Consider the following 22,019-nt stretch of genomic DNA (forward strand, 5'->3'; position numbering starts at 1 on the left):
GCCCTGCATGACCCTCGATCGCGATGCCGCTTCCCATGTAGCCGAGGTTTTGTCCGAAGCACTGCCTTACATCCGCCGCTTTGTCGGCAAGACCCTGGTGATCAAGTACGGCGGCAACGCGATGGAAAGCGAGGAGCTCAAGACCGGCTTCGCCCGCGACATCGTGCTGATGAAGGCTGTGGGCATCAACCCCGTGGTAGTCCACGGTGGCGGCCCGCAGATCGGCGACCTGCTCAAGCGTCTGTCGATCGAAAGCCACTTCATCGATGGCATGCGCGTCACCGACTCGGCGACCATGGATGTGGTGGAGATGGTGCTGGGTGGCCAGGTGAACAAGGACATCGTCAACCTGATCAACCGCCACGGCGGCAGCGCGATCGGCCTGACCGGCAAGGATGCGGAGCTGATCCGCGCCCGCAAGCTGACCGTCAGCCGCCAGACGCCCGAGATGACCACCCCGGAAATCATCGACATCGGCCACGTGGGCGAAGTGGTGAGCGTGAACACCGACCTGCTGAACATGCTGGTGAAAGGCGACTTCATCCCGGTGATCGCGCCAATCGGCGTGGGCGCCAACGGTGAGTCGTACAACATCAACGCCGACCTGGTGGCAGGCAAGGTAGCCGAGGCGCTGAAGGCCGAGAAGCTGATGCTGCTGACCAACATCGCCGGCCTGATGGACAAGCAGGGCCAGGTACTGACCGGCCTGACCACCGAGCAGGTCAACGAACTGATCGCCGACGGCACCATCTATGGCGGCATGCTGCCGAAGATCAAGTGTGCGCTGGATGCGGTGCAGGGCGGCGTGAACAGCTCGCACATCATCGATGGCCGCGTGCCGAACGCTGTGCTGCTGGAAATCTTCACCGACAGCGGCGTGGGTACCCTTATCACCAACCGCAAGCCGCGCTGAGTGATCGATTAGCCGGTACAGGTGATACAAAAAAGGCGACCCTCTTGCGAAGGTCGCCTTTTTCGTTACCAGGCCGGGATCAGATCCCGTACTGCGCCCGGTACGCCTCTACAGCCGGGAGATGCTGCTTGAGCTGCGGATCGTCCGCCAGGAACTCCAGCACCTGGGTCAGCGAAACGATGCTGACCACCGGGATACCGAAGTCACGCTCCACTTCCTGGATCGCCGACAGTTCGCCATTGCCACGCTCTTCGCGGTTCAGCGCGATCAGCACGCCAGCGGCCTTGGCCTGCTGGGCGTTGATGATCTGCATGACCTCACGGATAGCGGTACCGGCAGTGATCACGTCGTCGATGATCAGCACGTCACCGGCCAGCGGCGCGCCGACCAGGCTGCCGCCTTCGCCATGGTCCTTGGCTTCCTTGCGGTTGAAGCACCAAGGCACGTCGAGCTGATGCTGGTCGGCAAGGGCCACGGCGGTGGTCGCCGCCAAAGGGATACCCTTGTAGGCCGGGCCGAACAGCACGTCGAACGGGATCTTGCTGTCGACGATGGCGGCGGCATAGCAACGCCCCAGCTCCGCCAATGCGGAACCGGTGTTGAACAGGCCGGCATTGAAGAAATACGGGCTGGTACGCCCCGATTTCAGGGTGAATTCACCGAAACGCAGTACCCCGCGATCGATGGCAAAACGGATAAAGTCGCGCTGATACGGCTGCATGGATAGTCCCGGATACCACGGATTTAGCTAAATGGGTTGAGCTCGGGTATCATACACGCACGAGATTTTTGGGGCCATTTATGCGGATCATCAGTGTGAACGTTAATGGCATTCAGGCTGCAGCCGAGCGTGGATTGCTCAGCTGGTTGCAAGCCCAGAATGCCGACGTCATCTGCCTTCAGGATACCCGCGCCTCGGCCTTTGAACTCGACGACCCAGCTTTCCAGCTCGATGGCTATTTCCTTTATGCCTGCGACGCGGAGGTGCCCGCCCAAGGTGGTGTGGCCCTTTATTCGCGCATGCAGCCCAAGGCAGTCATCACCGGCCTGGGCTTCGAGACAGCCGACCGCTACGGGCGTTACCTGCAAGCAGATTTCGACAAAGTCAGTATTGCCAGCCTGCTGTTGCCTTCGGGCATGAACGGCGACGAAGACTTGAACCAGAAGTTCAAGTTGATGGACGACTTCGCCAAGTACCTGGACAAACAGCGTCGCAAGCGTCGCGAATACATCTACTGCGGCTCGTTCTACGTGGCGCAGCAGAAGCTCGACATCAAGAACTGGCGTGACAGCCAGCAGTCGCCGGGTTTCCTGGCGCCGGAACGCGCCTGGATGGATGCGATCACTGGCGAGATGGGCTACGTCGATGCCCTGCGCGAAGTCAGCCGTGAAGGCGACCAGTACAGCTGGTGGCCAGACAACGAGCAGGCCGAGATGCTCAACCTGGGCTACCGGTTCGACTACCAGATCCTCACGCCGGGCCTGCGCCGCTTCGTGCGCAATGCTCGCCTGCCGCGTCAGCCGCGCTTCTCCCAGCATGCGCCGCTGATCGTGGACTATGACTGGACGTTGACCATCTGAGTGCTGTTCAGATACGAAAAAGCCGACATTGATGTCGGCTTTTTCGTATCTACAGGAACAGTCAGTCAGCCAGTGCGGCCTGCTGCAGTTCGAAGATCTCGTTCATGCCCTTCTGCGCCAGGGCGAGCATGGCGTTGAAGTCTTCCGGCTGGAACGGTGCGCCTTCGGCAGTACCCTGCACTTCGATGAAGCCGCCGGCACTGGTCATGACCACGTTCAGGTCGGTTTCGGCAGCGGAGTCTTCCGGGTAGTCCAGGTCGAGTACGGCTTCGCCCTGGTACATGCCCACCGACACGGCAGCGATCATGTGCTTGAGCGGGTTGCCGGCCTTGAGGCCACCGCGCTTCTTGATCACCGCCAGGGCATCGCACAGTGCGACCATGGCGCCAGTGATGGACGCGGTACGGGTACCGCCATCGGCCTGGATCACGTCGCAGTCAACGTACAGGGTGATGTCACCGAGCTTGCTCATGTCGAGCGCCGCACGCAGCGAACGGCCGATCAGGCGCTGGATTTCCAGGGTGCGGCCACCCTGCTTGCCACGGCTGGCTTCGCGCTGGTTACGTTCGCCGGTGGAGCGCGGCAACATGCCATATTCGGCGGTCAGCCAGCCTTGGCCCTGGCCTTTGAGGAAGCGCGGTACACCGTTTTCCACGCTGACCGTGCAAATGACCTTGGTGTCACCGAACTCAACCAGTACCGACCCTTCGGCGTGCTTGGTGTAGTTGCGGGTGATGCGGATCGAGCGAAGCTGATCGGCGGCGCGACCACTTGGACGTTTCATCTGGGATACCTGTACTGGGACTTTGAATCTGCCGAGCATTATAGAGCCCGCAGCCTGGGGAAGACATGCCTATTGTCGCGCCCGGCACAGCCCGTCGCCTTTTCCTACTTGCGCGGCCACCCGTCGGTAACATAGGTGGATTGGGCGCCACGGCCCCACTGCGCTACAATCCTGCGCCTTGCAGCCAAGAGGCTGCCACCGTTCATTCATCTACGCGAGGTACTCCCCATGGTGCACAGCATGACCGCTTTTGCTCGTGTCGAGCGCGCCGGCAGCCAAGGCACCCTGGTCTGGGAGCTGCGCTCGGTCAACCACCGCTACCTGGAGCCGCACCTGCGTCTGCCCGAGGCCCTGCGCGACCTCGAAGGCGGTGTACGTGAAGGCCTGCGCCAGGGCCTTTCGCGAGGCAAGGTGGAGTGCACCTTGCGCCTCAACGAAGACAGCAACGGCAAACCGCTGAAGGTGGACCACGCGCGCGCCGCGCAACTGGTTGCCGCGGCCGAGGAAGTCGCCAGCCTGATCAAGCAGCCAGCGCCCTTGAACCCCCTGGAAGTGCTGTCGTGGCCAGGCGTGCTGGTGGCTGACACCAGCGACCCGCAGGCCCTGAACGCTGAAGCCATGGCGCTGTTCGACGAAGCACTGGCCGAGCTCAAGGCCGGGCGCCAGCGCGAAGGCCAGGAACTGGCCCGGCTGATCAACGAGCGCCTGGACAACATGGCCAGCGAAGTCACCACCCTGCGCGCCTTGGTCCCGCAGATGCTGGCAGCACAGCGGCAAAAGATTCTCGACCGCTTCGGCGATATGCAGGCCGAGCTGGACCCGCAGCGCCTGGAGCAGGAGATGGTGCTGCTGGCCCAGAAGAGCGACGTGGCCGAAGAACTCGACCGCCTCAGCACTCACGTTACCGAAGTGCGCCGGGTACTCAAGGGTGGCGGCGCCGCCGGCCGACGCCTGGATTTCCTGATGCAGGAACTCAACCGCGAAGCCAACACCCTCGGCTCCAAGGCCTTCGACCCACGCAGCACGCAAGCGGCGGTCAACCTGAAGGTATTGATCGAACAGATGCGTGAACAAGTACAGAACATCGAGTAAGGCCACCCCGACCATGAACCACAGCAGCGGCACCCTCTACATCGTTTCGGCCCCTTCGGGCGCCGGCAAGACCAGCCTGGTAACGGCCCTGACCAAGGACGACCAGCAAATCCGCGTCTCGGTCTCGCACACCACCCGCGCCATGCGCCCGGGCGAGGAACACGGGGTGAACTACCACTTCGTGGTCCACGAAGAATTCAAGGCGCTGATCCAGCAAGGCGACTTCCTGGAGCATGCCGAAGTGTTCGGCAACTTCTACGGCACCTCGCGCAGTGCGCTGCAGCAGACCCTGGACCAGGGCTATGACCTGATCCTGGAAATCGACTGGCAAGGCGCCCAGCAGGTGCGCAAGCTGATGCCCCAGGCATTGTCTGTGTTCATTTTGCCGCCAAGCCAGGAAGCGCTTCGTCAGCGCCTGGACGGCCGCGGGCAGGACAGCGAAGAAATCATCGCCGGGCGTATGAAGGAAGCGGTCAGCGAGATGGTGCACTACGACGAGTATGACTACGTGATCATCAATGATGATTTCGACGTGGCGCTGGAAGACTTAAAAGCGGTGTTCCGCTCCAATCGCCTGCTGTTGAAGAAACAGCAACAGCGTCATGCGGCGCTGCTGAAGCAAATGATCGGCTGAAGATTGATGGGGCCTCTTCGAGGCCCTTTCGCGACACAAGGCCGCTCCCACAGGAGATTGAGTTCCTTGTGAGAGCGGCCTTGTGTCGCGCCAGGGGCGCAAAGCGCCCCCCGCTTTATTCCTGCAGCGGCAGGGTAGCCTGCTGACGCAGGGTAGCCCCCAGGAAGTATGCCGGCGCGCGCATGCGCGACAGCATCATCAGCCCGATGCCCAGCACCGAGATGATCGCGGCAATCACGAACACCAGCCCCAGCCCGCCCACATGCGAGCCACTGCCGAAGTCCGGCGAGGCGCTGTCGATGGCGGTACGCGCGAAGATCACCGACAAGATCACCCCACCCACCAGCGGGCACAGGCCGCGCATGATGAAGTGGCGCAGGCTGTCGAACAGGCTGTCGCGGAAATACCAGACGCAGGCGAACGCGGTCAGCGAATAGTAGAAGCAGATCATCATGCCCAGCGCGGTGATGGTATCCGCCAGCACGTTCTCGCTGAGGGTACGCATGGTCACGTAGAACAGCCCTGCCGCCAGGCCAGCGCAGATGGTGGCGTAGCGCGGGGTTTGCGAACGCGGGCAGACGCTGGCGAACTTCGGCGGTACCGCACCGTAGTAACCCATGGCCAACAGGGTGCGCGCCGGTGCCACGAAAGTGGACTGCAGCGACGCCGCGGTGCTGGCCAGCACTGCGATGGACATCAGGATCGCCAGCGGCCCCATGACCGGGCCGGCCAGGTGAGCGAACACGTTCTCCTGGATACGCGGGTTGTTCAGGCCCAGGCCCGTTTCGCTGATACCCGCGAACTGCAGGGTGGCGATGGCGGTGAACAGATACAGGCCAAGAATCAGCATCACGGTCCAGGTGGCGGCCTTGCCCGGCACCTCTTCGCTGCCCACCGATTCTTCACTGACGGTCAGGCAGGTGTCCCAGCCCCAGAAGATGAAGATCGACAACGACAGCCCGGCGGCAAAGGCCGAGAACGACTCGACGCCGAACGGGTTGAACCAGGCGAAGTCGAACTCCAGCGGTGGCGGCGCCGTGGTACCGCCGAAGGCGGCAACGGCAAAGCCGATCAACACCACCAACTGCAAGGCCACCAGGCCGTATTGCACGGTCATGGTGGTGGCTATACCGCGGCAGCAGATCCACACCGCCAGGGCGATGAACACGCAACAGGTGGTGATGTTGATCAGCAGGCTGTCAGCCAATGCCGCCAGCTCATGCTTGCCGGTGATCTGGCCCAGGAACAGGTAGAAGAAGTCGACTGCCACCCCCGCCAGGTTCGACAGCACGATAGTCGTGGCAACCACCAGTCCCCAGCCGCCGATCCAGCCGATCATCGGGCCGAATGCACGCGCCGACCAGGTAAACGAAGTGCCGCTGTCCGGCTCTGCCGAGTTCAGTTCGCGGTAGCCCAGGGCCACTAGCAACATCGGCAGGAAGCCGACGATGAACACGGCAGGCAGGTGGGCACCGACCTCACGCACGGTCGGGCCAAGGGCGCCGGTCAGGGTGTAGACCGGGGCGATGGTGGAAATGCCCAGCACCACGCTGGCCAACAAGCCCAAACGGCCTTTGGCCAGGCCTTTGCTGCGTTGAGTGTTGCCCGCGTCGGCCGCCACATCGGGTGGGCGGCCGGCTTCTGTATAATTGCTCATGAGTATTTGCCGTAAATTTTGGAATTGTTTTCACAGGCCTTGCGTACAAGGCCCGCTTTCACTCATTGAAAGCTTGCTGCCGGGGACAAGTCATCCGAGACCTTCGGCTGACGTCAGAATCATTCCTGCCGTGCACCCTCCCGTGCTGCATAGGCTATGCAGGCCTCGCGAAACGCCTGAAACAGGCGCAGCGAGACCGGGTTTTCGTTGAAGCGCCACTCCGGGTGCCACTGCACGCCAAGCACAAAGCCCGGCGCGTCGGGCATGGACACTGCTTCGATCAGGCCATCCGGGGCCCGTGCCTCGACGCGCAGGCCTGGAGCCAGGCGGTCGATGCCCTGACTGTGCAGCGAGTTGACCTCGAACTGCGCCGCCAGGCCCAAGCGCTCGAACAACCCGCCAGGCTCGATGCCGACCGGGTGACGAGGGCCGTACTGCACCTCCAGGGGGGCATCCTCAGGTTCGCGGTGATCCAGGTATCCAGGCAGTTCCTGCACGCGCTGGTGCAGGCTGCCGCCAAGGGCCACGTTCAGTTCCTGGTAGCCACGGCAAATGCAGAACACCGGCACACCGGCGGCAATGGCCGCCTGCAGCAGCGGCAGGGTCAGGCGATCACGCGCCAGGTCATGCCGGGTACCTGCCACACTGGGGGCGCCATTGTAATGATGCGGTTCGATATTTGAAGGCGAGCCGGTAAAAACAATGCCGTGCAGGCGAGCCAGCAGCGCATGCGTGTCGCTGCCGCCATCACGGGCCGGCAAGATCAGCGGTAAGCCGGCAAAGCCGGCCGCCTCGACATACTTGTCGCCCACCGTGTGCGACGAGTTCTTCCCCACCTGCTGACGGCAGGCGCTGACACCGATCAAGGGGACCGCAGTTGCGCTCATGGGCTTACACCGTGTGCAGGTACCAATTGTACTCGAGGTCGGAAATCGACACTTCGAACTCGGCCAGTTCGCTTTCCTTGCAGGCCACGAAGATATCGATGTAGTCCGGGCTGATGTATTGGTTGAGAACTTCGCTGTCATCCAGCGCGCGCAGAGCGTCGCGCAGGTTGTTCGGCAGGCTTTGCTCCAGCTGTTCGTAGGAGTTGCCTTCGATCGGCGCCTGGGGCTCGACCTTGTTGGTCAGGCCGTGGTGAACACCGGCAAGGATCGCGGCGAGCATCAGGTACGGGTTGGCGTCGGCGCCAGCCACACGGTGCTCCAGGCGCACGTTGTCGCTGCTGTCGGTGGGCACGCGTACTGCCACGGTGCGGTTGTCCAGGCCCCAGCTCGGCGCATTGGGCACGTAGAACTGCGCACCGAAGCGGCGGTAGGAGTTGATGTTCGGGCACAGGAAGGCCATCGACGCCGGCATGGTTTCCAGCACGCCGCCAATGGCGTGGCGCAGCGTGTCGCTTTGCAGCGGGTCGTCACTGGCGAAGATGTTCTTGCCGGTTTTCTTGTCCAGCAGCGAAATGTGCACGTGCAGACCATTGCCTGCCTGACCTGGGTAGGGCTTGGCCATGAAGGTGGTGTCCATTTCATGGTCGTAGGCCACGTTCTTGATCAGGCGCTTGAGCAGAATCGCGTAGTCGCACGCCTTCAGCGGATCAGCCACATGGTGCAGGTTGACCTCGAACTGCGCCGGGGCGCTTTCCTTGACGATGGCGTCGGCGGGCAGGCCTTGTTCCTTGGCTGCTTCGAGCATGTCCTGCAGGCAGTCGGCGTATTCGTCGAGGTCGTCGATCAGGTACACCTGGGTTGACTGCGGGCGCTTGCCGGAAATCGGTGAGCGCGGCGGCTGTGGGCGACCGTTGAGGTTGTCCTGGTCGATCAGGTAGAACTCCAGCTCGAACGCCGCGCAGATATCCAGGCCCAGGTCGTCGAACTTGCTCACCACCTGGCGCAGCACTTCACGCGGGTCGGCGAAGAACGGCTGGCCATCCAGTTCGTGCATGGTCATCAGCAGCTGCGCGGTGGGGCGCTTCTGCCAGGGTTCGTCCGACAGCGTGCCGGGGATCGGGAAGCAGATGCGGTCGGCATCGCCGATGTCCAGGCCAAGGCCGGTGCTCTCGACCGTGGAGCCGTTGATGTCCAGGGCGAACAGCGAAGCCGGCAGGTTGATGCCCTTCTCGTACACCTTGTGCAGGCTGGCCCGCTCGATGCGCTTGCCACGTACCACGCCATTCATGTCGGAGATCAGCAGGTCTACATACTGCGTGTCCGGATGGGCCTGGAGGAAGTCATTCATCTCGCTGGAAGAACTGGCGCACGGGGTTACCGACGTCATGGTGTACATCCTTTGATGTGCTGCGGCGATGTGGGGATACGGCTGGCGCCTCACGGGCGACGATGGTTGCAGCTGTTGTTCTTTTCACTTTCCCATCGTGGGGATTGGTTACCCGACCGGGCGCATTGATTCCGGGGGGCCGTTTCACTATAAAATGGCTCCGACGCAACAGACATTGGCAATTCGGCAAGCAGAGCGTGCACCAATGCAATATCAGATTACCCACGCCGACCTCTCTCTGGTCCTGGCACTGGAACGTGGCCGCTCGCTGGCCAAAGCCGCCGAGCTACTCAAAGTCGACGTTTCGACGGTGTTCCGCTCGATCCGCCGGCTGGAGTCGGCGCTGGGCACAGCCTTGTTCGTCAAGAGCCGCAAGGGCTACTTGCCGACCGACACCGCCCAGGCCCTGGCCGAGCAGGCCGAGCGCGCCGAGCAGGCGCTGGAGGCGGCGCGCATTGCCATGACCAGTGGCGAGCAAGTGGTCAGCGGCACGGTGCGCGTGACCTGTACCGAGGCGGTGATGCACAGCCTGCTGCTGCCGGCACTGGCCGAGTTCATGCCCAACTACCCGGCCTTGTCGCTGGAGATGGGCACCTCCAACACCTTCGCCAACCTCAGCCGGCGCGACGCCGACATCGCCTTGCGCCTGACCAACACGCCACCAGAGCACCTGGTGGGCCGCAACCTGGGCTCTACTTCTTATGTCGTCTGCGGCCAGCCGCAGTGGCGCGAACGCCTGACCGAGTCGCCCGGCAGCGTGCCGTGGATCGCCCCTGACGACTCGATGCAGGACCACCCCACGGTGGTCTGGCGCAACCAGCAGCACCCAGGGCTGAGCCCACGCTACCAGTGCAGCAGCATGTCGACCATCGCCCAGTTGGTCACCGCAGGCCTGGGCGTGGCAGCATTGCCGGACTACATGGTGCACGCGCTGCCTGGGGTGGATGCACTGAGCGGCCCGCTGCCCGGCTGCGACACCCAGCTGTGGCTGCTGACCCGGCCGGATTGCCGTGCATTGCGCTCGGTTCAGACCCTGTTCGAGGAACTGACCCCGCGGTTGCGTGACGCGATGCTCTGAGGTTATCGTCAGGCTCAAGTATCGCGGCTGTCTGTTCCGGCTCTTTCGCGGGCCAACCCACTTCCACGGGGCAGGCGATGCCTGAGCGAGCGGGTTGGCCACAAAGAAGCAAACACAGGGCTTCTAGGTGACCGCCCGGCAAAACAGCGCTTCCCTATTGGCTGGTGAATTTTTATACTATCGAGTCCGCCTGCCCATTATTGGGCTGCACGCCCACCGCAATTGCTACTGAGGAAGACCATGGCCCGCGTAACTGTTGAAGACTGCCTGGAACACGTGGATAACCGCTTCGAGCTGGTCATGCTCTCGACCAAGCGCGCTCGCCAGCTGGCGACCGGCGGCAAAGAGCCACGCGTTGCGTGGGAAAACGACAAGCCGACCGTTGTTGCCCTGCGCGAAATCGCCGAAGGCATCGTCACCAACGAATTCATCGCCGCTGAAGAGATCGTCACCGAGGATCCGGTGTTCGCCGCGTTCGAGGACGAGAACAACGAGGCTGTCTGATTGATGCCAGGTCGACGTCGCACGGCGCAAGGCCCTCTTCCTCGGCAGGAGGTGAACCCATGCCGGGTATAGAAGCCTTGGCCGAACGGCTGTCGACCTATCTTGGCCCCGAACAGGTCAACCTGGTCCGGCGCGCCTATTTCTATGCCGAACAGGCCCACGATGGGCAGCGCCGCCGCAGTGGCGAGCCCTACGTGACGCACCCGCTGGCCGTGGCCAGCATTCTCGCCGACATGCACATGGACCATCAGAGCCTGATGGCAGCCATGCTGCACGATGTGATCGAAGACACCGGCATCGCCAAGGAAGCCCTCAGCCAGCAGTTTGGCGAGACCGTGGCCGAGCTGGTCGATGGGGTCAGCAAGCTGACCCAGATGAACTTCGAGACCAAGGCCGAGGCGCAGGCCGAGAACTTCCAGAAGATGGCCATGGCCATGGCTCGCGATATCCGCGTGATCCTGGTCAAGCTGGCCGACCGCCTGCATAACATGCGCACCCTGGAAGTGCTGTCCGGCGAAAAGCGCCGGCGCATCGCCAAGGAAACCCTCGAAATCTACGCCCCCATCGCCAATCGCCTGGGGATGCACACCGTGCGCGTGGAGTTCGAAGACCTCGGTTTCAAGGCCATGCACCCGATGCGCTCGTCGCTGATTCACCGAGCGGTGAAAAGCGCACGCGGCAACCGTAAAGAGATCGTCGCCAAGATCGAGCACTCGCTGGCCAACTGCCTGGCCGCCGATGGTATCGAGGGCGAGGTCAGCGGCCGGCAGAAACACCTCTATGGCATCTACAAGAAGATGCGCGGCAAGCGCCGTGCCTTCAACGAGATCATGGACGTGTATGCCTTCCGCATCATCGTCGACAAGGTCGATACCTGCTACCGCGTGCTTGGCGCCGTGCACAACTTGTACAAGCCGCTGCCCGGTCGCTTCAAGGATTACATCGCGATCCCCAAGGCCAACGGCTACCAGTCGTTGCACACCACGCTGTTCGGCATGCACGGCGTGCCCATCGAAATCCAGATCCGCACCCGCGAGATGGAAGAGATGGCCAACAACGGCATCGCCGCGCACTGGCTATACAAGTCCAACGACGACGAACAGCCCAAGGGCAGCCACGCCCGCGCGCGTCAGTGGGTCAAAGGCATCCTCGAGCTGCAGCAACGTGCCGGCAACTCGCTGGAATTCATCGAGAGCGTGAAGATCGACCTGTTCCCGGACGAGGTCTACGTGTTCACGCCCAAGGGCCGCATCATGGAGCTGCCCAAAGGCTCCACGGCCGTCGACTTCGCCTACGCGGTGCACACCGACGTCGGCAACAGCTGCATCGCCTGCCGCATCAACCGTCGCCTGGCGCCGCTGTCCGAACCGCTGCAAAGCGGCTCGACAGTGGAAATCGTCAGTGCCCCGGGCGCCCGACCGAACCCGGCCTGGCTCAACTTCGTGGTCACCGGCAAGGCGCGCACGCACATCCGCCACGCGCTCAAGCAGCAGCGCCGCTCCGAGTCCATCAGCCTGGGCGAGCGCCTGCTGAACAAGGTCCTCACCGGCTTCGACAGCAGCCTGGAAAAAATCCCCCCGGAGCGCATTCAAGCGATTCTGGCCGAGTACCGCCTGGAGCTGATCGAAGACCTGCTCGAGGACATCGGCCTGGGCAACCGCATGGCCTACGTGGTCGCCCGTCGCCTGCTGTCGGCCGAAGGCGAACAGCTGCCGGCGCCGGAAGGCCCGCTGGCGATCCGCGGTACCGAAGGCCTGGTGCTGAGCTACGCCAAGTGCTGCACACCGATCCCAGGTGACCCGATCGTCGGCCACCTGTCGGCAGGCAAGGGCATGGTCGTGCACCTGGAAAACTGCCGCAACATCAGTGAAATCCGCCATAACCCGGAAAAGTGCGTACAGCTCTCCTGGGCCAAGGACATCACCGGCGAGTTCAATGTCGAACTGCGTGTCGAACTGGAACACCAGCGCGGCCTGATCGCCCTGCTGGCCAGCAGTGTCAACGCCGCCGACGGCAACATCGAGAAAATCAGCATGGACGAACGCGACGGCCGTATCAGCGTGGTCCAACTGGTGGTCAGCGTGCACGACCGCGTGCACCTGGCGCGTGTGATCAAGAAGCTGCGTACCCTGACCGGTGTGGTCCGCATCACCCGCATGCGTACGTAGTCCGCCAACCGCAAGGAGTCATCATGAGCAAGACCGTCATCACCAGCGACAAGGCCCCAGCCGCCATCGGTACCTACTCGCAAGCGATCAAGGCCGGCAACACCGTGTACATGTCGGGCCAGATCCCGCTGGACCCGAAGACCATGGAACTGGTCGAAGGCTTCGAAGCCCAGACCGTGCAAGTGTTCGAGAACCTCAAGGCCGTGGCTGAAGCCGCTGGTGGTTCGTTCAAGGACATCGTCAAGCTGAACATCTTCCTCACCGACCTGAGCCACTTCGCCAAGGTCAACGAGGTGATGGGCCGCTACTTCGAACAGCCCTACCCAGCCCGCGCCGCCATCGGCGTAGCCGCGCTGCCGAAAGGCTCCCAGGTCGAAATGGACGCCATCCTGGTCATCGAATGATGCCCCTGGTGACGGGCGCCCTGCCCGTCACCCTCTCTCCTCTGCAAGGTCAACCCGTCATGCGTCAAGCACTGCCCCTCGCGCTGGCAGCCCTGCTACTGGGCGGCTGCGCCAGCCACAAACCCGAAGATTTCAACGGCACCTGGATCAACCAGGACGCCATCACTGCGGCGGTCAAAGGCGGCAGCCTGCGCCAAGCACTGAACGAGCACGGCCCGGTATTCGAGTGGAAACTCGACGTTGCCAGCCAGCAAGCCAGCTACAGCAATGGTTTCGAGGCCGCTGACGGCCAGTTGAGCGCCAATGACAAGCAATGGCAGGCCAGCTTCGAGGGCGGCCAGACCGAGCAGTTGTCGCTTGATGGTGACGCGTTGCTGGCTGTCGACCAGCGCGGCGCCAAGCAGACCTTCGTGCGTGCCAAGGCGCCAGCTGCAGCCAATGCGCCACTGGGCAGCAGCTTCGAAAAGGCGCTGTACCAGGCTTACCTGGGCGGCGACTGGAAGATCGTCGAAGGCCAGGGCAAAGGTGCCAATGTACGTTTCAGCGACACCGGTAGCGTCACCGGCCTGCCCGGTCCGGACCGCTTCGCCCTGTGCCTGGCGGGCGATTGCGCAACCATGGGCGGCAGCAATGACAGCCTGTGGCTGGAGCGCAACCAGCGTGGTGCACCGTTCATCATCAAGCGTGATGGCGACAAGCTGGAGATTTTCCAGGCGGTTAACCGTGCTCAGCCGGACGACATGCCGGAACTGGCAGCAGGCAAGCGTCAGTGGGTGCTGGAGCGCAGCTGAAATCGAGCGCGGTTCCTGTAGGCGCGGCCTTGTGTCGCGATAGGGCTGCGAAGCAGCCCCCGCATTCTATGCGGCGACGCTGAAATCCTGGGGCCGCTGCGCGCCCCATCGCGACACAAGGCCGCTCCTACAGGGACCGCATCAGGCCTGAGACTGTTTTTTTCCTTGAAGGATCGCGGCATAGCCTTCCTTGTAACTTGGGTACACCGGCGCCCAGCCCAACGCGCGCGCCCGGGCATTGCTGCAGCGCTTGCTGCCGGTGCGCCGTACCCGCTGCTCATCGGACCACTCGGTAACGCCCATGTACGCCCGCAGCCAGGCCACCACATCGGCCAGCGGCGCAGGGTCGTCGTCGACACCGATGTAGCATTCGTCCAGAGCCATGCCATCGGCATCAGCCTGCAGCAGAAACGCCAGCAGGCTGGCAGCATCCTCGGCATGAATGCGGTTGCCATACAGCGGCGGCTCCTCGGCCACACGGTAGCCCTGGCGAACCTGGCTCAACAGCCACTCGCGGCCTGGGCCATAGATACCGGTCAGGCGCACCACGCTCGCCGGGATGCCACTGGCCCGCGCCAGCTGTTCCGCCTCCAGCATCACCCGCCCGGAATAGCCCTCCGGTTCGGTGGCCGCGCCTTCCTCGATCCACTCGCCATCCTTCTGCGCATACACGCTGCTGCTGGAGACGAACAGCAGCCGACGCGGGCGCTGGCCACGCTCGACCAGCCAGGCCAACACATGACGCAAGCCATCAACATAGGCCGCCTGGTAACCCGCCTCGTCGTGCTGGCTGGCCGCCACGCAGTAAACCAGGTAGTCCAGTGGGCCTTGTGGCCAGGCTTGCGGGATCGAAGGCTCGGCCAGGTCCGCGGCGACTGGTTGAACGCCCGCTGGCAGCTGCTCGACCGAACGGCGCAGGCCACTCACCTGCCAACCTTTAGCCAGCATCTGCAGGGCAAGACGCCCACCCACATCACCACAACCCACCACCATCACGGAAAGGTCTGACATCTTTAAACTCCCTAGACCAATTGATCATCCCGGCCACGCTACACGATGGGCGGCTAGACCATAGGCGAAAAAAGCAACAAGATTACTTTTGTTAACAAGAATTACTTGCAATAATGGCGGCCAATTTGTTCTCGGCCTACCTCGAGGCCTTGGAGAACGCTCACTTTTTTCTTCATCAGGTCCGGCCAGCATGACACGTACTCAACCTTCCGCTTCGCCAACCCCGTCGCGCGCCTGGCGCGCCATCGCCGCGCTGACGCTCAGCCTGGTGCTGGCCCCGGTGGCCATGGCCGATGAGCCAACTGCCAATGCCGCCACGCCTGCCGCTGCTTCTGCTCCGGCCGCTCCGGCAGCACCTGCCGTGGAAGGCCAGGCACCTGCAGGCCAAGCGCAAGCTGCCGCCCCGGCAGATTCGCAGGTACTGGTCGACCCCGCCACCGATACACTGGTTGAAGACACCTCGCTGGGCATGGCGCACGACCTGTCCCCATGGGGCATGTACAAGAACGCCGACATCGTGGTGAAGATCGTCATGATCGGCCTGGCCATCGCCTCCATCATCACCTGGACCATCTGGATCGCCAAAGGCTTCGAGCTGATGGGCGCCAAACGTCGCCTGCGGGGTGAAATTGCCCAGCTGAAGAAATCCACCACCCTTAAAGAAGCCAGCGAAGTCTCCAACAAGGAAGGCACCCTGGCCCACACGCTGGTCCACGATGCCCTCGAAGAAATGCGTCTGTCGGCCAACGCCCGTGAAAAAGAGGGTATCAAGGAACGCGTCAGCTTCCGCCTGGAGCGCCTGGTGCATGCCAGCGGCCGCACCATGAGCAGCGGCACCGGCGTCCTGGCCACCATCGGCTCCACCGCGCCGTTCGTCGGTCTGTTCGGTACCGTATGGGGCATCATGAACAGCTTCATCGGCATCGCCAAGACCCAGACCACCAACCTGGCCGTGGTTGCCCCAGGTATCGCCGAAGCCCTGCTGGCCACCGCCCTGGGTCTGGTCGCGGCAATCCCGGCTGTGGTCATCTACAACGTCTTCGCCCGCTCCATTGCCGGCTACAAGGCCCAGGTGTCCGACGCCTCCGCACAGGTACTGCTGCTGGTCAGCCGTGACCTGGACCACCAGGGCAGCGAGCGCGCTGCCCCGCACATGGTGAAAGTGGGGTAAACCATGGGCCTGCATCTCAACGAAGGTGGCGACGACCTCGCCGAAAACCACGAAATCAACGTTACGCCGTTCATCGACGTAATGCTGGTGCTGCTGATCATCTTCATGGTCGCAGCCCCCTTGGCCACGGTCGACATCAAGGTCGACCTGCCGGCCTCGACCGCCAAACCGGCGCCGAGGCCCGAGAAGCCGGTGTTCGTCAGCGTCAAGGCCGACCAGAAGCTGTACGTCGGCGACGATCAGGTTGCTGCGCCCGAACAGCTTGGCCCGATGCTCGACGCCAAGACCAAGGGTGACAAGGAAACCACCATCTTCTTCCAGGCCGACAAAGGCGTGGATTACGGTGACCTGATGGAAGTGATGAACAACATGCGCGCGGCCGGCTACCTCAAGGTCGGTCTGGTAGGTCTCGAGACGGCAGCCAAGAAATGACGAAAACGCGCTCGAACATGGCGCGCTACGGTGGCAGCCTGGCGATCGTGCTGGGCGTGCACGTGGTCGCCGTGCTGCTGACGCTCAACTGGTCGGTGCCCCAGGCCATCGAACTGCCCCCGGCAGCGATGATGGTCGAACTGGCACCGCTACCGGAGCCTGCGCCACCACCACCACCGAAAGCGGCTCCACAGCCACCGGCACCGGTCGAAGAACTGCCATTGCCGAAGCTGGTGGAAGCGCCCAAGCCCAAGATCGCCGTCCACAAGCCGCCCAAGCCGAAGGCCAAGCCACAGCCGCCCAAGCCCGAGAAAAAGCCTGAGCCGCCGAAGGAAGCGCCGCCAACCGAGCAAACGGTAGACGCACCGCCCAGCAACACGCCACCGCAGAAGTCCGCGGCACCGGCACCGAGCATTGCGTCCAACAGCAACGCCCTGCCCACCTGGCAGAGCGACCTGCTGCGCCACCTGGCCAAATACAAGCGTTACCCGGAAGACGCGCGCCGTCGCGGCCTGCAAGGCATCAACCGCCTGCGCTTCGTGGTCGACGCCGAAGGCAAGGTGGTGTCGTACTCCATGGCCGGTGGTTCGGGCAGCGCCGCACTGGACCGGGCGACCCTGGAAATGATCCGTCGGGCCGGCACGGTACCCAAGCCGCCACCCGAGTTGCTGAACAATGGCACGATCGAAGTCGTGGCACCGTTCGTCTACTCACTGGACCGCCGCTGAGACTTTTGTTTCTGTCACAAATCGGCAAGTCTGATAACGTGCGTCTATCGATTGCAGCCGCTATGCTGGGCCCGCAACTTCATGGACGCACGTTATGACCCTCACAGAATTACGCTACATCGTCACACTCGCCCAGGAACAGCACTTCGGCCACGCCGCCGAGCGCTGCCACGTGAGCCAGCCGACCCTGTCGGTCGGTGTGAAGAAGCTCGAGGATGAGCTTGGCGTTCTGATCTTCGAGCGCAGCAAAAGCGCGGTACGCCTGACCCCGGTCGGTGAAAGCATCGTTGCCCAGGCGCAGAAGGTACTGGAGCAGGCCCAAGGCATTCGCGAACTGGCGCAGGCCGGCAAGAATCAGCTGACCGCCCCGCTCAAGGTCGGTGCCATCTACACCGTCGGACCCTACCTGTTCCCGCATCTGATCCCGCAACTGCACCGCGTGGCGCCGCAGATGCCGCTGTACATCGAAGAAAACTTCACCCACGTACTGCGCGAAAAGCTGCGCAACGGCGAACTGGACGCGGTGATCATCGCCCTGCCGTTCAACGAAGCCGACGTGCTGACCTTGCCGCTGTACGACGAACCGTTCTGCGCCTTGATGCCTGCCGACCACCCGTGGACGGCGAAGAAGACCATCGACACCGCCATGCTCAACGACAAGAGCCTGTTGCTGCTCGGTGAAGGCCACTGCTTCCGTGACCAGGTACTGGAAGCCTGCCCAACCTTGAACAAGGGGGGAGAAGGCTCCAGGCACACCACGGTCGAGTCCAGTTCGCTGGAAACCATCCGCCACATGGTGGCCTCGGGCCTTGGCGTGTCGATCCTGCCGCTGTCGGCCGTGCACAGCCATCACTACGCCCCCGGCGTCATCGAAGTGCGCCCGCTGACGGCACCGGCACCGTTCCGTACCGTGGCCATCGCCTGGCGCGCCAGCTTCCCTCGGCCCAAGGCCATCGAGATCCTCGCTGACTCGATCCGCCTGTGCTCGGTCGCAAAAAACCCTGCGGAACAGCCGGCCTGAGTCATGAGTGAGCTGTCGAAAGTCCCGGTCACGGTACTGAAAGGTGTTGGTGAGGCCATGGCGGAAAAGCTCGCCAAGGTCGGCCTGGAAAACCTGCAGGACGTGCTGTTCCACCTGCCCCTGCGCTACCAGGACCGCACCCGAGTGGTACCGATTGGCCAACTGCGCCCCGGCCAGGATGCGGTGATCGAGGGGGTGGTCAGTGGTAGCGACGTGACCATGGGCAAGCGCCGCAGCCTGGTGGTGCGCCTGGGTGATGGCAGCGGCGTGCTGACACTGCGCTTCTACCACTTCAGCAACGCGCAGAAGGAGGGCCTGAAGCGCGGCACTCACCTGCGCTGCTACGGCGAAGCCCGCCCCGGCGCTTCGGGCCTGGAAATCTACCACCCAGAGTACCGCGCACTGAACGGCGACGAGCCGCCGCCACCGGTCGAGCAGACCCTGACGCCGATCTACCCCTCCACCGAAGGCCTTACCCAGCAACGCCTGCGCCTGTTGTGCCAACAGAGCCTTGGCCTGCTCGGCCCACGCAGCCTGCCCGACTGGTTGCCGGACGAACTGGCGCGGGACTACCAGCTGGCGCCGCTGGACGAAGCCATTCGCTACCTGCACAACCCACCGGCCGACGCCGACCTCGACGAGCTTGCCGAAGGCCAGCACTGGGCCCAGCACCGCCTGGCCTTCGAAGAGCTGCTGACCCATCAGCTGTCGCAACAACGCCTGCGCGAAAGCCTGCGCAGCCTGCGTGCACCGGTATTGCCCAAGGCCACGCGCCTGCAGGCGCAATACCTGGCCAACCTGGGCTTCCAGCCGACCGGCGCGCAGCAGCGGGTAGCCAACGAAATTGCCTACGACCTCAGCCAGCACGCGCCAATGATGCGCCTGGTACAAGGCGATGTGGGGGCGGGCAAGACCGTGGTTGCCGCCCTGGCTGCGTTGCAGGGCCTGGAAGCGGGCTACCAGGTGGCGCTGATGGCACCCACCGAGATTCTCGCCGAACAGCACTACATCACCTTCAAACGCTGGCTCGAACCGCTTGGCATCGAAGTGGCGTGGCTGGCTGGCAAGCTCAAGGGCAAGGCCCGGGCAGCCTCGTTGGAGCAGATCGCCAACGGTGCACCCATGGTGGTCGGCACCCACGCGCTGTTCCAGGAAGAGGTCAAGTTCAAGCACCTGGCCCTGGCGATCATCGACGAACAGCACCGGTTCGGCGTACAGCAACGCCTGGCCCTGCGCAAAAAAGGCGTGGCCGGCGAGCTGTGCCCACACCAGCTGATCATGACTGCCACGCCTATTCCGCGCACCCTGGCCATGAGCGCCTATGCCGACCTGGACACCTCGGTGCTCGACGAACTGCCGCCTGGGCGTACCCCGGTGAACACGGTGCTGGTGGCCGACAGCCGCCGCTTCGAGGTGGTGGAGCGGGTTCGCGCCGCTTGCGCCGAGGGGCGCCAGGCCTATTGGGTGTGCACCCTGATCGAAGAGTCTGAAGAGCTGACCTGTCAGGCAGCCGAAAGCACTTATGAAGAACTCGGCAGCGCCTTGGGCGAACTGCGTGTGGGCCTGATTCACGGCCGCATGAAACCTGCGGAAAAAGCCGAGATCATGGCGCAGTTCAAGGCCGGTGAGTTGCAGTTGCTGGTCGCGACCACTGTCATCGAAGTCGGCGTGGACGTACCCAACGCCAGCCTGATGATCATCGAAAACCCCGAACGCCTGGGCCTTGCCCAACTGCATCAGCTGCGCGGCCGGGTTGGCCGGGGCAGCGCCGTCAGCCATTGCGTGCTGCTGTACCACCCACCGCTGTCGCAGATCGGTCGCGAGCGCTTGGGGATCATGCGCGAAACCAACGATGGCTTCATCATCGCCGAAAAGGACCTTGAGCTGCGTGGTCCGGGCGAGATGCTGGGCACCCGCCAAACCGGCCTGCTGCAGTTCAAGGTCGCCGACCTGATGCGCGACGCCGACCTGCTGCCGGCTGTGCGAGACGCCGCTCAAGCCCTGGTCGCGCGCTGGCCGGATCATGTCAGCCCGCTACTCGACCGCTGGCTGCGCCATGGCCAGCAATATGGCCAAGTGTGACGCTAGTCCCAGAATGGATCCAGATTTGCTCGCAGGCTGGTTATACTTCGCGTTTAAAAGAAACAGTGGATACGGACCATGACTGAAGTTGCCCTGGACACCGCAACCCCACACGCCCCCTCTGTCATCAGGCTGCTGCTCGACAAACTCGGCGTGGCCTACCGCGAGGTGGTCGAACACCCGCAGCTGCCTGCGGCTTCGCGGGTGCAGGCGGTGCTTCTCGACGACGAGGTCGGCGCCCTCATGGTGCTGTTCCCGCAGAGCCAACTGCTGGACCTCAACCGCCTGGCCGAGCTGACCGGGCGCAAGCTCACCGCTGTGTCGGTGCCGCGACTGAAGCAGATGCTCGACAAGCACCAGCTCAAGGCCTTGCCGGGTATCCCGGCGCTGACCAGCTCGCCGTGCCAGTACGAAAAGAGCCTGCTCGACGCCGAGACCGTCTATATCCAGTCGGGCGAAGCCGGCCTGCTGCTGGAAATCGAACGCGCGAACTTCAAGCGTATGCTGGCCAAAGCCAGCGCCAGCAACTTCGGTCAGGAAGTCGAGGCCATCAGCCCCAACCTCGACCGCCCCGATGACGACACCCGGGAAATCACCAATGCCGTCCAGGCCTTCACTGCCCGACGCATTCAGAAGCGCCTGGAAGAAACCATCGAAATCCCACCGCTGGCCGACACCGCGCAAAAAATCATCAAGCTACGGGTAGACCCCAACGCCAGTATCGATGACATCACGGGCGTGGTCGAAACAGACCCGGCGCTGGCAGCGCAAGTGGTGAGCTGGGCCGCGTCGCCCTATTACGCCTCGCCGGGCAAGATCCGCTCGGTGGAAGACGCCATTGTCCGCGTGCTGGGCTTCGACTTGGTGATCAATCTGGCCCTTGGCCTGGCACTGGGCAAAACCTTGAGCCTGCCAAAAGACCACCCACAGCAGGCAACGCCCTATTGGCAGCAGTCGATCTACACCGCTGCAATCATCGAAGGCCTGACCCGCGCCATGCCTCGGGCAGAGCGCCCCGAAGCCGGGCTCACCTACCTGGCCGGGCTGCTGCACAACTTTGGCTACTTGCTGCTGGCGCATGTGTTCCCGCCGCACTTCTCGCTGATCTGCCGCCACCTGGAGGTCAACCCGCACCTGAACCACACCTACGTGGAGCAGCACCTGCTGGGCATCAGCCGCGAGCAGATCGGGGCCTGGCTGATGAAGCTGTGGGACATGCCCGAAGAGCTGTCGACCGCCCTGCGCTTCCAGCACGACCCGGCCTATGACGGCGAGTACTCGGCGTTCCCCAACCTGGTGTGCCTGGCCACTCGCCTGCTGCGCTCACGGGGGATCGGCACTGGGCCGCAGGAAGAGATCCCTGACGAGCTACTGGAGCGTTTGGGGATTACCCGGGACAAGGCCGAGGATGTGGTGAACAAGGTGCTCGAGGCCGAGAACCTGTTGCGAGAACTGGCTTCGCAGTTCCACGCACCGCATTGAGACTTCTGGGGCCGCATTGCGGCCCCGGCAATTTCAGCCTTTCTTCTTGGGTTTCAGGTACTTCATCAGCCCCTGGAACCACATCACCAGCGCCGGATTGCCCTTGATCTGGATGTTCTTGTCCTGAATCCCCTGCATGAACGCCAACTGCTTGTTGCCCGCCTGCATCGTGGCAAAGCCATAGGCCGCGTCCTTGAAGGCAATGGCAAAGG

The 22,019-nt window shown here is 63.2% G+C and carries 21 protein-coding genes and 1 pseudogene; 15 read left to right on the forward strand and 7 right to left on the reverse strand.

Translation table 11 applies throughout. The features are described from left to right. Positions 1-7: 7 nt before the first annotated feature. Positions 8-913, forward strand: a complete 906-nt coding sequence (gene argB, locus APH35_RS16755; protein WP_004575216.1) for an acetylglutamate kinase — start codon at positions 8-10, stop codon at positions 911-913. A 79-nt stretch (positions 914-992) separates the two neighbouring features. Here argB and pyrE read toward each other — a convergent pair whose 3' ends face one another. Next, complete coding sequence (gene pyrE, locus APH35_RS16760; protein WP_003253405.1) at positions 993-1,634, reverse strand: orotate phosphoribosyltransferase; 642 nt, start codon at positions 1,632-1,634, stop codon at positions 993-995. An 80-nt stretch (positions 1,635-1,714) separates the two neighbouring features. Between pyrE and APH35_RS16765 the strand changes: the two genes are divergently transcribed. After that, a complete protein-coding gene (locus APH35_RS16765) occupies positions 1,715-2,494 on the forward strand; it encodes an exodeoxyribonuclease III (RefSeq protein ID WP_003253401.1) in 780 nt (259 codons plus the stop codon). Positions 2,495-2,555: 61 nt separating this feature from the next. Here APH35_RS16765 and rph read toward each other — a convergent pair whose 3' ends face one another. Further along, positions 2,556-3,278 carry a ribonuclease PH gene (rph, locus tag APH35_RS16770; RefSeq protein ID WP_012274825.1) on the reverse strand — a complete coding sequence of 241 codons (723 nt, stop codon included), beginning with the start codon at positions 3,276-3,278 and terminating at the stop codon, positions 2,556-2,558. Positions 3,279-3,506: 228 nt separating this feature from the next. Between rph and APH35_RS16775 the strand changes: the two genes are divergently transcribed. Beyond that, positions 3,507-4,370: a YicC/YloC family endoribonuclease gene (locus APH35_RS16775; RefSeq protein ID WP_012274826.1), complete on the forward strand. Its 864-nt coding sequence runs from the start codon at positions 3,507-3,509 to the stop codon at positions 4,368-4,370. Positions 4,371-4,383: 13 nt separating this feature from the next. Continuing rightward, complete coding sequence (gene gmk / locus APH35_RS16780) at positions 4,384-5,004, forward strand: guanylate kinase (RefSeq protein ID WP_012274827.1); 621 nt, start codon at positions 4,384-4,386, stop codon at positions 5,002-5,004. Positions 5,005-5,119: 115 nt separating this feature from the next. Here the strand turns inward: gmk and APH35_RS16785 are convergent, their stop codons facing one another. The 3 genes from APH35_RS16785 to APH35_RS16795 all read right to left on the reverse strand — a co-directional run bounded on the left by APH35_RS16785 (position 5,120) and on the right by APH35_RS16795 (position 8,935). Then, positions 5,120-6,661 (reverse strand): APC family permease, encoded by a 1,542-nt coding sequence (locus tag APH35_RS16785; protein ID WP_060515127.1) that lies wholly within the window; start codon positions 6,659-6,661, stop codon positions 5,120-5,122. Positions 6,662-6,780: 119 nt separating this feature from the next. Continuing rightward, positions 6,781-7,548 carry a gamma-glutamyl-gamma-aminobutyrate hydrolase family protein gene (locus APH35_RS16790; protein WP_012274829.1) on the reverse strand — a complete coding sequence of 256 codons (768 nt, stop codon included), beginning with the start codon at positions 7,546-7,548 and terminating at the stop codon, positions 6,781-6,783. Positions 7,549-7,552: 4 nt separating this feature from the next. Further along, complete coding sequence (locus APH35_RS16795; RefSeq protein ID WP_012274830.1) at positions 7,553-8,935, reverse strand: glutamine synthetase family protein; 1,383 nt, start codon at positions 8,933-8,935, stop codon at positions 7,553-7,555. 205 nt (positions 8,936-9,140) lie between these two features. On the opposite strand from APH35_RS16795, the gene APH35_RS16800 reads away from it, so the two are divergent. The 5 genes from APH35_RS16800 to APH35_RS16820 all read left to right on the forward strand — a co-directional run bounded on the left by APH35_RS16800 (position 9,141) and on the right by APH35_RS16820 (position 13,880). Then, positions 9,141-10,013, forward strand: a complete 873-nt coding sequence (locus APH35_RS16800; protein ID WP_012274831.1) for a LysR family transcriptional regulator — start codon at positions 9,141-9,143, stop codon at positions 10,011-10,013. Positions 10,014-10,253: 240 nt separating this feature from the next. Further along, complete coding sequence (rpoZ, locus tag APH35_RS16805; RefSeq protein WP_003253383.1) at positions 10,254-10,517, forward strand: DNA-directed RNA polymerase subunit omega; 264 nt, start codon at positions 10,254-10,256, stop codon at positions 10,515-10,517. A gap of 59 nt (positions 10,518-10,576) precedes the next feature. After that, entirely contained in the window at positions 10,577-12,685 is a 2,109-nt protein-coding gene (gene spoT / locus APH35_RS16810) for a bifunctional GTP diphosphokinase/guanosine-3',5'-bis pyrophosphate 3'-pyrophosphohydrolase (protein ID WP_012274832.1), read from the forward strand. A gap of 23 nt (positions 12,686-12,708) precedes the next feature. Next, complete coding sequence (locus APH35_RS16815; RefSeq protein WP_012274833.1) at positions 12,709-13,089, forward strand: RidA family protein; 381 nt, start codon at positions 12,709-12,711, stop codon at positions 13,087-13,089. A gap of 59 nt (positions 13,090-13,148) precedes the next feature. Then, on the forward strand, positions 13,149-13,880 hold the full coding sequence (locus tag APH35_RS16820) for a hypothetical protein (RefSeq protein ID WP_041166619.1): 732 nt from the start codon (positions 13,149-13,151) through the stop codon (positions 13,878-13,880). Positions 13,881-14,021: 141 nt separating this feature from the next. On the opposite strand, the gene APH35_RS16825 is transcribed toward APH35_RS16820, so the two are convergent. Next, positions 14,022-14,891: an SDR family oxidoreductase gene (locus APH35_RS16825; protein WP_060515128.1), complete on the reverse strand. Its 870-nt coding sequence runs from the start codon at positions 14,889-14,891 to the stop codon at positions 14,022-14,024. Between the two features lie 190 nt (positions 14,892-15,081). Here APH35_RS16825 and exbB point away from each other — a divergent pair, with 190 nt between their 5' ends. From exbB to APH35_RS16855, 6 genes are all read left to right on the forward strand, one after another. Then, on the forward strand, positions 15,082-16,062 hold the full coding sequence (exbB, locus tag APH35_RS16830; protein WP_012274836.1) for a tonB-system energizer ExbB: 981 nt from the start codon (positions 15,082-15,084) through the stop codon (positions 16,060-16,062). Positions 16,063-16,065: 3 nt separating this feature from the next. Next, positions 16,066-16,494, forward strand: coding sequence for a TonB system transport protein ExbD (gene exbD / locus APH35_RS16835; RefSeq protein WP_012274837.1), 429 nt, complete (start codon positions 16,066-16,068; stop codon positions 16,492-16,494). Then, complete coding sequence (locus APH35_RS16840) at positions 16,491-17,222, forward strand: energy transducer TonB (protein WP_012274838.1); 732 nt, start codon at positions 16,491-16,493, stop codon at positions 17,220-17,222. Before exbD ends, APH35_RS16840 begins: the two co-directional genes overlap by 4 nt. A 94-nt stretch (positions 17,223-17,316) precedes the next feature. Further along, positions 17,317-18,243 carry a hydrogen peroxide-inducible genes activator gene (locus tag APH35_RS16845; RefSeq protein WP_012274839.1) on the forward strand — a complete coding sequence of 309 codons (927 nt, stop codon included), beginning with the start codon at positions 17,317-17,319 and terminating at the stop codon, positions 18,241-18,243. Between the two features lie 3 nt (positions 18,244-18,246). Then, entirely contained in the window at positions 18,247-20,325 is a 2,079-nt protein-coding gene (recG, locus tag APH35_RS16850) for an ATP-dependent DNA helicase RecG (protein WP_012274840.1), read from the forward strand. A gap of 78 nt (positions 20,326-20,403) precedes the next feature. Next, complete coding sequence (locus APH35_RS16855; RefSeq protein WP_012274841.1) at positions 20,404-21,807, forward strand: aminoacyl-tRNA deacylase and HDOD domain-containing protein; 1,404 nt, start codon at positions 20,404-20,406, stop codon at positions 21,805-21,807. Positions 21,808-21,840: 33 nt separating this feature from the next. On the opposite strand, the pseudogene APH35_RS16860 reads toward APH35_RS16855, so the two are convergent. Next, positions 21,841-22,019, reverse strand: a pseudogene (locus APH35_RS16860) (helicase); the annotation flags it as partial.

It is taken from the genome of Pseudomonas sp. NBRC 111132 (assembly GCF_001320565.1).
Taxonomy (GTDB): Bacteria; Pseudomonadota; Gammaproteobacteria; order Pseudomonadales; family Pseudomonadaceae; genus Aquipseudomonas; species Aquipseudomonas putida_P.